Raw genomic sequence first — 5,645 nt, 5'->3', positions numbered from 1 at the left:
GATCAGGCCGAGGTTGCCCTCTTCGATCAGGTCCAGCAGCGACAGCCCACGATTGACGTAACGACGGGCGATTTTCACCACCAGCCGCAGGTTGCTTTCAATCATGCGCTTGCGCCCGGCCGGATCGCCACTTTGCGACAGGCGTGCAAAATGAACTTCTTCTTCCGGGGAGAGCAATGGGGAAAAGCCGATTTCATTGAGGTACAGCTGCGTGGCATCAAGTGCCCGCGTGTAATCGATGTACTTATGTTGTTTTAGCGAAGCGGAGTGTTTGGATTTGGCACGAACGGAAGAAGGTGGAGCTGCCCCTTCATCATTCGACATCGAATCCGTCTCGATACCGGTCTCCATCAGGAGAACCTCATCGTCGATGTCAAACTCCGGCACTTCTTTACTGAGAGCCATTGTTATAGTCCTTTGGTGAGTTCGACCTCAAGCTCAAGCGACGCCTTTATCCTTGGCAACGCTGGAGCTTGTTCCCTCTACGTGACGGAACAAGCTGGCTAACAAATCAACGACGTGGCAGGAATTGCAGCGGATCTACAGGTTTACCTTGGCGGCGAATCTCAAAATGCAGTTTCACCCGGTCTGTACCCGTTGACCCCATTTCGGCAATTGTCTGTCCGACCTTGACCTGCTGCCCCTCCCGAACCAAAAGCCYGCGGTTATGTCCGTAGGCACTGACGTAGGTTTCGCTGTGTTTGATGATGACTAATTCGCCGTAGCCCCTTAAGCCACTCCCGGCGTATACCACCGTCCCATCAGACGCAGCTAAAACAGGCTGTCCCAAATCTCCGGCGATATCAATTCCTTTATTCAAACTACCGTTTGATGAGAACTTTCCAATCAAAATACCATTAGATGGCCATCCCCAGCCGGTCGGGGCTGGACCTGCTGGCGGCAATGGAGCGGGTGCCGGCTTGCTGGCGACGGACGGTGTAACCACCTCTGTACTGGTGGTTGCGCCATTCGGCTGGCGCCGAATTACCGTGGTTTTCAGCGACGACGAAGGCGTCGAATCGGACGCACTGGACACTGCTGTCGGCGTTGATCCGGTGCGGCCATCAAAGCGAATTATCTGACCCGGATGGATCGTATAGGGTGTAGGAATGTTGTTGCGCGCGGCGAGGGCTTTGTAGTCCCAGCCGTAGCGAAAAGCGATCGAGAACAGGGTGTCTTTTGGTCGAACGACATACTGACCTGTGGTCACTGCCGGACGTTGCGGCGCAGCCTTGTTGCGATCGACGGCGCTTGTGCTACTCGTTTTGGTGCTGGAGCAACCGACCAGCAAGGTGCTCAAGACAAGGCCAGTCACCAGGCGCTGAAAGCTCGTTGTACTCATACGCTGCGCAATGACTGTGAGACTCACCCGCCGCTCCCTATGTGGTGGCTGAAATTGTGGATTGCCGTGTTCCGGCTCGAGATGTCGCAAGTATAACGGGCTGAACTGGCTTTACCTTTAATGAAGCGAAAACGCCCCGCGCACACGTTTGCCTACTGACGATAAATACCGTTTAACCAATCGGTGCCGCTGTAAGACACGGCCAATCGAAGAGAATTCAGCGCGTAAAAACAAATGCTCAGGCCAGTGGCCCGTTGAGCAATGGCACGAAACGCACCGCCCCCAGAACACGTCGGGAAAAGCCTTGTTCTTCACGGATGATCAGCATCAATTGCTGCACCTCACCGGAGCCAACCGGGATCACCAGTCGCCCACCCGGAGCCAACTGATCAAGCAGTGCCYGAGGCACATCCGTGGCCACCGCCGTGACGATGATGCCGTTATAAGGCGCCAAGGCTGGCCACCCCTCCCAACCATCGCCCCAACGAAACACCACGTTGCGCAGGTTCAGCTCCACCAGGCGTTCCTTGGCCCGGTCCTGCAAAACCTTGATGCGCTCCACGGAAAACACCCGCTCGACCAACTGTGACAGTACGGCCGTCTGGTAGCCCGAGCCGGTGCCAATCTCCATCACCTTGTCCAAGGGACCTGCTTCCAGCAGCAACTCGCTCATGCGAGCCACCATGTAAGGCTGGGAGATGGTCTGGTTGTGCCCGATCGGCAGCGCAGTGTCTTCGTAAGCGCGATGTGCCAGCGCCTCGTCGACGAACAGATGGCGCGGCGTACGGCGGATGACTTCGAGCACCTTGGCGTTGGAAACGCCTTCTTCATACAGACGCTGAATCAGGCGCTCGCGAGTCCGTTGAGAGGTCATCCCGATGCCAYGGCGCAGCATATCGTCTTGTTCACGAGTCATTAGCGCAGCCCCTCAAGCCAGCCATCGAGACTTCTGAAGGCATCATTGAAAGTGCGATCCAGTTGCAGCGGAGTGATGGAAACATAGCCCTGCATGAGCGCATGGAAGTCGGTGCCCGGGCCGCCATCTTCAGCATCCCCGGCGGCGGCAATCCAGTAACCGGATTTGCCGCGTGGATCGACCACCTTCATCGGTGCCGCAGCGCGTGCGCGATGTCCGAGGCGGGTCAGCTGAATACCGCGGATATGGTCCAGCGGCAAATTGGGAATGTTCACATTCAGTACCGTGCGCGGCGGCAGGTCGAGATCGCCATGGGCTTCGACCAGCTTGCGCGCAAAGTAGGCCGCTGTGGGAAGGTTCTCTACTTGTCGTGAGGCCAACGAAAAGGCAAACGATGGACGTTCAAGGAAACGCCCTTCGAGGGCGGCCGCCACGGTGCCGGAATACAACACGTCATCGCCCAGGTTAGCGCCCAGGTTGATCCCCGAAACGACCATGTCCGGCTCGCGTTCCAGCAAGCCGTTCAGGCCCAGGTGCACGCAATCGGTTGGGGTGCCGTTCAGGCTGATGAAGCCGTTGGCCAGGGTTTGCGGGTGCAACGGACGGTCGAGCGTCAGCGAGCTGCTGGCGCCGCTTTTGTCCTGGTCCGGGGCGATAACCACACACTCAGTGTAATCCGCCAGCGCAGCATAAAGCGCGGCGAGACCGGGTGCGGTTACCCCATCATCGTTAGAAATCAGAATACGCATGGGCTGTCCGTCTGCCCCACCGGCACCAGATCAACAAGCTCGCGCACCAATACGGTGGCAAAGCATCCGGCCGGGAGGACGAATTCCAGTTGCAGAATGTCAGGCTCGGGATAATGCCACGTCAACCCACCAATGGGCAGTCGCAGGATGCGACGTTCGTGACTCATACCGGCGTTAATCAACCAATCGCGCAAGTCCGCTTCGCGAGCGGCGATGTCTTGCTCCAGTACATGGACAACGCCGGTCGCCGGCGAGTCACCTTCGCCCCACTGTGGACCGGTCGGGTGCAGATCGAGAATCGCCAGTCGCGGATCGCTGCACTCAGCCTCACCGGCCGGAAAGAAGCTGCGGCTGTCAGTGAAGGCCAACAGATCACCGACCTGGGCTTGCTCCCAGGTACCGTCGGCAACACGTGCCGCCAACACCTGATTGAACAGATAACTGCGCGCCGTGGAGAGCAGCCGCGAACRCACGTTGCGTTGCTCCGGCAATGCTTTACGAGCGGCCCAGGCACGTGCATCGATAACGTTGCCGCCATCAAAGCCGAAACGCTGGGCGCCGAAATAATTGGGGATACCTTGCTTGGCGATCAATTGAAGCCGCTCTTCAATCGCGGCTTTGTCGCCAGCGAATTGCGTCAGCCGCAAAGTGAAACCATTGGCCGAGTGAGCGCCGCGTTGCAGCTTGCGTTTGTGCCGACCGGTCTTGAGGATTTTCAGCGTATTGTTTTCCGCCGCCGACAAATCCGGGTCAGCCTTGCCCGGCAATTGCACGCTGAACCATTGGCGCGTCAGCGCCTGACGATCCTTGAGCCCGGCATAACTGACCGTGCGCAAGGGCACACCCGCGGCCTTGGCGATCCGCCGTGCCGCTTCCTCGGTATTGAGACCGCGCTTTTCCACCCAAATCCACAAATGCTCGCCATCACCACTGAGGGGAATGTTGAGCACTTCATCGACCTGAAAATCTTCTGCCGTGGCTTTCAGAACAGCAGTGCCAAGCGCCTCGCCATAGGCCCGCGGGCCGAGCAATTGCAATTCGTTCATGCGCGCAGCAACAAGGCAACGGAGTGCACGGCAATGCCTTCTTCGCGACCGACAAAGCCAAGCTTTTCGGTGGTGGTAGCTTTCACGTTCACTTGATCCAACTCAACTTGAAGATCCGCGGCAATCAGCGCGCGCATCGATTCGATATGCGGGGCCATTTTCGGCGCTTGGGCGACGATGGTGTTATCGACGTTGCCAACTTTCCAGCCTTTGGCGTGAATCAGCGCGACAACGTGGCGCAGCAAAACCCGGCTGTCAGCGCCCTTGTATGTCGGGTCGGTGTCCGGGAAATGCTTACCGATATCACCCAACGCGGCCGCGCCGAGCAAGGCATCGCTCAAGGCGTGCAGCAGGACGTCACCGTCGGAGTGAGCGAGCAGGCCGAAGCCGTGTGCAATGCGCACACCGCCCAGAGTAATGAAGTCGCCTTCAGCGAAACGGTGCACATCATAGCCGTGGCCAATACGCATAAAAAAACGCCCCGATTTTTGTCAGGGCGTGATTCTACCTGCTTTGACAGATATTAGGCGCCTAGAGCATGCGCATGATGTTGCAGGTGGTCGTCGATGAAACTGGCGATGAAGAAATAGCTGTGGTCGTAGCCTGGTTGCAGGCGCAACGTCAGCGGATGACCCGCCAGTTTGGCCGCCTGTTGCAGGGCCTCCGGCTTGAGCTGGGTCGCAAGAAAATCATCGCGATCGCCTTGATCCACCAGCAGTGGCAACTTCTCATCGGACTCGGCGATCAGGGCGCAAGCATCCCATTCGCGCCACTTCGAACGGTCTTCGCCCAGGTAACGGATGAAGGCCTTTTGCCCCCACGGGCAGTCCATCGGATTGTTGATCGGCGAGAACGCCGACACCGACTGATAGCGCCCAGGATTGCGCAAGGCACAGACCAAAGCGCCATGGCCGCCCATGGAGTGACCACTGATGCCGCGCTTGTCCGATGCAGGGAAATGGGCCTCGATCAATGCCGGCAACTCCTGCACGACATAGTCATGCATCCGATAATGCCGTGACCACGGCTCCTGAGTGGCATTCAGATAAAAACCAGCACCGAGGCCGAAGTCCCAAGCACCGTCTGGATCACCTGGTACGTCGGGACCGCGTGGGCTGGTGTCTGGCGCAACGATGATCAAACCCAGCTCGGCAGCCATGCGCATGGCGCCGGCCTTTTGCATGAAGTTCTCGTCGGTGCAGGTCAGGCCGGACAACCAGTACAGCACCGGCAGCTTACCGCCCTGCTCCGCTTGCGGCGGCAGGTATACGGCAAACACCATGTCGCAGCCGAGCACGTCGGAGCGGTGCCGGTAGCGCTTGTGCCAGCCGCCGAAGCTTTTCTGGCAGGAGATATTTTCCAGGCTCATGACCGACCTCAAAAATGAATGACGGAACGGATGCTCTTGCCTTCGTGCATCAGGTCGAACGCCTTGTTGATATCTTCCAGGCCCATGGTGTGGGTGATGAACGTATCCAGCGGAATTTCGCCGGTTGCGGCCATTTCGACGTAGCTTGGCAACTCGGTACGGCCGCGCACACCGCCGAACGCCGAACCGCGCCAGACGCGACCGGTGACCAACTGGAATGGAC

7 protein-coding genes and 1 pseudogene are annotated in these 5,645 nt (G+C 58.4%); all 8 read right to left on the bottom strand.

From position 1 onward, the window contains the following. Nucleotides 1–405 (bottom strand): sigma-70 factor domain-containing protein (locus AC1DRJ_RS18145; RefSeq protein WP_477803373.1); only part of this gene is annotated, 405 nt, incomplete at its 3' end. 106 nt (nt 406–511) lie between these two features. Further along, on the bottom strand, nt 512–1,369 hold the full coding sequence (locus AC1DRJ_RS18140) for a peptidoglycan DD-metalloendopeptidase family protein (RefSeq protein ID WP_477803372.1): 858 nt from the start codon (nt 1,367–1,369) through the stop codon (nt 512–514). Nucleotides 1,370–1,580: 211 nt separating this feature from the next. Continuing rightward, nucleotides 1,581–2,216, bottom strand: coding sequence for a protein-L-isoaspartate(D-aspartate) O-methyltransferase (locus AC1DRJ_RS18135; RefSeq protein WP_477803374.1), 636 nt, complete (start codon nt 2,214–2,216; stop codon nt 1,581–1,583). A 41-nt stretch (nt 2,217–2,257) separates the two neighbouring features. Beyond that, nucleotides 2,258–3,007 (bottom strand): 5'/3'-nucleotidase SurE, encoded by a 750-nt coding sequence (gene surE, locus AC1DRJ_RS18130; RefSeq protein ID WP_477803371.1) that lies wholly within the window; start codon nt 3,005–3,007, stop codon nt 2,258–2,260. After that, complete coding sequence (gene truD / locus AC1DRJ_RS18125) at nt 2,995–4,053, bottom strand: tRNA pseudouridine(13) synthase TruD (protein ID WP_477803370.1); 1,059 nt, start codon at nt 4,051–4,053, stop codon at nt 2,995–2,997. Before truD ends, surE begins: the two co-directional genes overlap by 13 nt. Then, nucleotides 4,050–4,523, bottom strand: coding sequence for a 2-C-methyl-D-erythritol 2,4-cyclodiphosphate synthase (gene ispF, locus AC1DRJ_RS18120; protein ID WP_008154023.1), 474 nt, complete (start codon nt 4,521–4,523; stop codon nt 4,050–4,052). The genes truD and ispF overlap by 4 nt, the downstream gene beginning before the upstream one ends. A 53-nt stretch (nt 4,524–4,576) precedes the next feature. Next, nucleotides 4,577–5,422, bottom strand: a complete 846-nt coding sequence (gene fghA / locus AC1DRJ_RS18115) for an S-formylglutathione hydrolase (RefSeq protein WP_477803369.1) — start codon at nt 5,420–5,422, stop codon at nt 4,577–4,579. A gap of 8 nt (nt 5,423–5,430) precedes the next feature. After that, nucleotides 5,431–5,645 (bottom strand): annotated as a pseudogene (locus AC1DRJ_RS18110) (S-(hydroxymethyl)glutathione dehydrogenase); the annotation flags it as partial.

The sequence above is a fragment of the Pseudomonas sp. P5_B2 genome, from assembly GCF_056400445.1.
The sequence above is the reverse complement of the archived record's forward strand: the minus strand, read 5'-3'. Positions and strand labels throughout refer to the sequence as shown.

Bases quoted from the DNA above. Each gene is read 5' to 3' on its own strand.
- surE (WP_477803371.1), bottom strand. From the start codon at position 3,007: ATGCGTATTCTGATTTCTAACGATGATGGGGTAACCGCACCCGGTCTC.
- ispF (WP_008154023.1), bottom strand. From the start codon at position 4,523: ATGCGTATTGGCCACGGCTATGATGTGCACCGTTTCGCTGAAGGCGAC.
- fghA (WP_477803369.1), bottom strand. From the start codon at position 5,422: ATGAGCCTGGAAAATATCTCCTGCCAGAAAAGCTTCGGCGGCTGGCAC.